Genomic DNA, 3,613 nt, shown 5'->3' on the forward strand with positions numbered 1-3,613 from the left:
ACACAGAAATCAGGACAGGCTCCTCTTTACCGTTAAAAACGGTATAGGAGCACAGATTGAGACGCTTTAATCGGGGATAATGCCACTTCTATTTCTTCTAACATTTGTACTTTTGCTTCTCAACATAATGAGTTGATGACAGCTAAACTCAACCTAATTAAATCGGTCGAATGCTTAAAATCGTATTACAACTACTCCCGCTACTCTTTCTCTCATTTCAAATATCGGCTGCTCCCGAGTCGTTTAACCAGGCTAAATCCGAACTTCGAGAGTACATTTATCATGATCGTAACCACGCTCAAAATATGGGAACACTCTATTGTGGTTGCAGCTGGGAATGGACAGGCATATCGGGTGGCCGAATTGATGCGAAAGGCTGCGGCTACAACGTTAGAAAACAAGCCATGCGGGGGACTCGAATAGAATATGAGCATATATTATGTTGACTTAGCAACATGTTATATATGGTTAACTGACTGCTTTATATACATATATGTTCATATAACTCTTTCTAATTCAAGTTAAGCTTGTCGATACTTATAATGCGAGGCGTCTCGAAGCAGTTTCAGCAGCTACGAGAATCGGTGCGAGTATTGAAGATGTCTCGCAACGTATTCTCGTCCAAGCCAGTCTGTGCAGTCGCGCAGGTACAAGGAAGGGGTGGAAGATCCCTTCTCCATGTACTTATCATCTATGCGCAACTTCATACGGAAAGCCATCCACTATCCCCCGTAACTGGGGCCTGAACACCACTTGCATGACTGACAGGTGTATTGGCAACAGAACAAGCCAAGGGATGACCCGCACACCGTGGATGCCATCAGGAATCCAATAACTCAAACATTCGTAAGTCGATGTTTTGCTCCTTTAATGGCTTGTGCCGGCGTTTTTTTGAACTTCTAATGCAGCATGAAGCCCCCGTGCCAATACCTCAGGATCGCCGTTACCCCAGTAGTGCAAGAAATAATAGGGCGGCGTTTCGCCAATCATGTGATTATGCAAAGCAACGATATGGATACCGGCGTCGCGTAGAGCATTCATAACAGGTTGAACCTCGCCAGCGGTCATGGCGAAATCCCCATCGACGACTGCATGATCTTTATTGCCAGTGAAGGCCGCCCAGGTCGCCAATCCCATTGATGCGCCAAACTCAGTACCATGCATGGTGGCACTGCGGCCAAAAGTAAATTTTAGTACCTGACCATTGAGACTGCCTTCGACACCCAAAATGGTTTCCAGCGACGCTGTGTCATACTCCCCGGTGATTTCGGGCACACTGCCAGGAAAGCGCTCTACCGGTGTGGCGTGTTTCTCGCGAACCTTCTTTATGGCATCCCACATGGCCTTGACGCCTTCGGCAAGCTTTTCAGCGTTCTCACCATGACCGCCGATATGCATAAAATAAACAGGAGGTCGATCAAATATGAAATGGTTATGCAGCGCGGTGATTTCCAGACCATGGGCGAAAGCCGCATCCATTGCCGGAGTGATTTCATCCTCGAAAACCACAGTGTCACCCATCAGCATCACGCCACCTTCCGGAACTGCTTTGAACGCAGCCCAACTTCCTAAACCTGCTGGTGTTGGAAGCTTTACCCCGTCTACCATGACCGGCACATCCTCGCGTTGCCAACCGATGCGTACGACGCCGTCCGGTTTGACCGTGGCTTGAGTGTCCGTAGCCTTACTGATGACTTTTGGATCGAGACTGCCGGGCGCATCAGCGAAAGCAACTGGTGCCTGCATCAGCAGAGCGGTTATGATGAATATCATAAGCGGATGGGTTTTCATAATGATCCTCCATTATTAAGTTTTTTTCGATTGGGTTTTAAATTGTTTGAGATTTAAACAGACGAACCGGATACTCATCTCATCGGTTAGCCTTTTAAGATGCCGGAGCGCCTCCGAATAACAGGTAGTAAATGATACCGAGCAGTGCACTGACGAAAATAACCGGCAACATACCCACCTTGAAACGCAGCATGGCAATAAAGGCGCCCAGAGCCAGCAAAACGCTGGCAATCTGAATACTGTGCCATGTCGGTAACAGCCACTGTATACCAAAGGACCGAACCGTTTCCACCTCACCGAAAGCGACATGTACAGCGAACCAGATGGCCAGATTCAGCATGACGCCGACTACGGCAGCGGTCACCGCCGACAGTGCTGCACAGACTGCCTGATTGCCGCGCAGCGTTTCCACATAGGGCGCACCCAGAAATATCCACAGAAAACAGGGAACAAAGGTAACCCAGGTCGCCAGGAGCGATGCGAGAATACCTGCTGTAAAGGGATCGAGCAGTCCGGCATCCCGGAAAGCGCCCATAAAACCGACAAATTGCACTACTTGAATAAGGGGGCCGGGCGTCGATTCTGCCATGCCCAGGCCATCCAGCATTTCTCCCGGCGATAGCCAGCCGTAATTCTGTACAGCCTCCTGCGCCATGTAAGCCAAGACTGAGTAAGCACCACCGAAGGTGACGACTGCCAGCTTGCTGAAGAAAAGGCCTATCTGGGTAAAGACGTCGTCATATCCTAGTGTCATAAGTAAAACTATAAGCGGTGCGAACCACAACGGCAGCCAGACCGCGAGTACTTTAAATGCCCGATTACGTGTTGCCTTTGTGTGGTTTGCTTGGCCGCTATCGATCATATTGTCGATCGCACGATCAGTCTCTTCCGGGGCATCGTGCCCTTTGATGATCATAAAGCGTTCTGGATCTACATATCTTCCCAACAAACCAATGAAAGCAGCCGTCAGTATCACTATCGGAAATGGCACGGCAAAAAAGAAGATCGCAATAAAAGCAGTGATAGCCAGTGTGTACATATAGGCATTTTTGAGGGCACGCTTGCCGATACGAATAACCGCTTGAATAACGATTGCCAGCACAGCTGCCTTGATGCCAAAAAACAGGGCTTGCACCATAGTTGCATCCTGAAACCCTGCATAGAGAACGCTGAGCACCAAAATACTTAAAAAGCCCGGCAGTATGAACAGACCACCCGCGACTAACCCGCCCCGGACACCATGCAGCAGCCAGCCGATGTAGGTGGCAAGTTGTTGAGCTTCCGGCCCAGGTAGAACCATGCAGTAATTAAGCGCATGAAGAAACCGGCTTTCACTGACCCATCGTTTTTCATCCACCAGAATGCGGTGCATGACTGCGATTTGGCCGGCAGGGCCACCAAAGCTCAGCATGGCAATACGTAACCAAACGCGCACAGCCTCCCTGAACGAAATGTGGTGGCCGAATTTGTTGATGTTGCTTGCTGTTGTTTCTTTGGTCTTTTGGTCCACCAAGTCAGGAGCAGATGAAGGTTCCTGCATACTCTATTCCCCTTTATTGTAGGCTGTGTACAGGCTGTCGAACACCTGATTGGCAGCTAGCAATAGCAGGTCATCGTCGTTGAGAGTCTCACGAAGGCCCATCAATATGTACTCAACTCCGGAAGCTTCCGGTGGCTGGTAGCCGCCTACATCAAGGTAGTGCACCAGTTCCCCGATCCGTTGCAGAGCCACATGACGCAGGTCAAAGCTCGCCAGTAAAGTCTCGAAGGTGACTTTTTCAGCCACATGGGTGAAGGTGGCCCCATCGAAATCGAAACCCAG

3 protein-coding genes are annotated in these 3,613 nt (G+C 49.6%); all 3 read right to left on the reverse strand.

Features of this window, described 5'->3' with window-relative positions:
- Nucleotides 1-867 precede the first annotated feature (867 nt).
- On the reverse strand, nucleotides 868-1,791 hold the full coding sequence (locus B3182_RS14785; RefSeq protein ID WP_292753325.1) for a DUF1259 domain-containing protein: 924 nt from the start codon (nucleotides 1,789-1,791) through the stop codon (nucleotides 868-870).
- A 94-nt stretch (nucleotides 1,792-1,885) separates the two neighbouring features.
- Nucleotides 1,886-3,331, reverse strand: a complete 1,446-nt coding sequence (chrA, locus tag B3182_RS14790; protein ID WP_292411515.1) for a chromate efflux transporter — start codon at nucleotides 3,329-3,331, stop codon at nucleotides 1,886-1,888.
- A gap of 3 nt (nucleotides 3,332-3,334) precedes the next feature.
- On the reverse strand, nucleotides 3,335-3,613 hold a 279-nt coding region (locus B3182_RS14795; RefSeq protein ID WP_292753329.1), incomplete at its 5' end, for a chromate resistance protein ChrB domain-containing protein.

The sequence above is a fragment of the Methylophaga sp. UBA4204 genome (assembly GCF_002379485.1).
Classification (GTDB): Bacteria; Pseudomonadota; Gammaproteobacteria; order Nitrosococcales; family Methylophagaceae; genus Methylophaga.

Bases quoted from the DNA above. Each gene is read 5' to 3' on its own strand.
- chrA (WP_292411515.1), bottom strand. From the start codon at position 3,331: ATGCAGGAACCTTCATCTGCTCCTGACTTGGTGGACCAAAAGACCAAA.
- B3182_RS14785 (WP_292753325.1), bottom strand. From the start codon at position 1,791: ATGAAAACCCATCCGCTTATGATATTCATCATAACCGCTCTGCTGATG.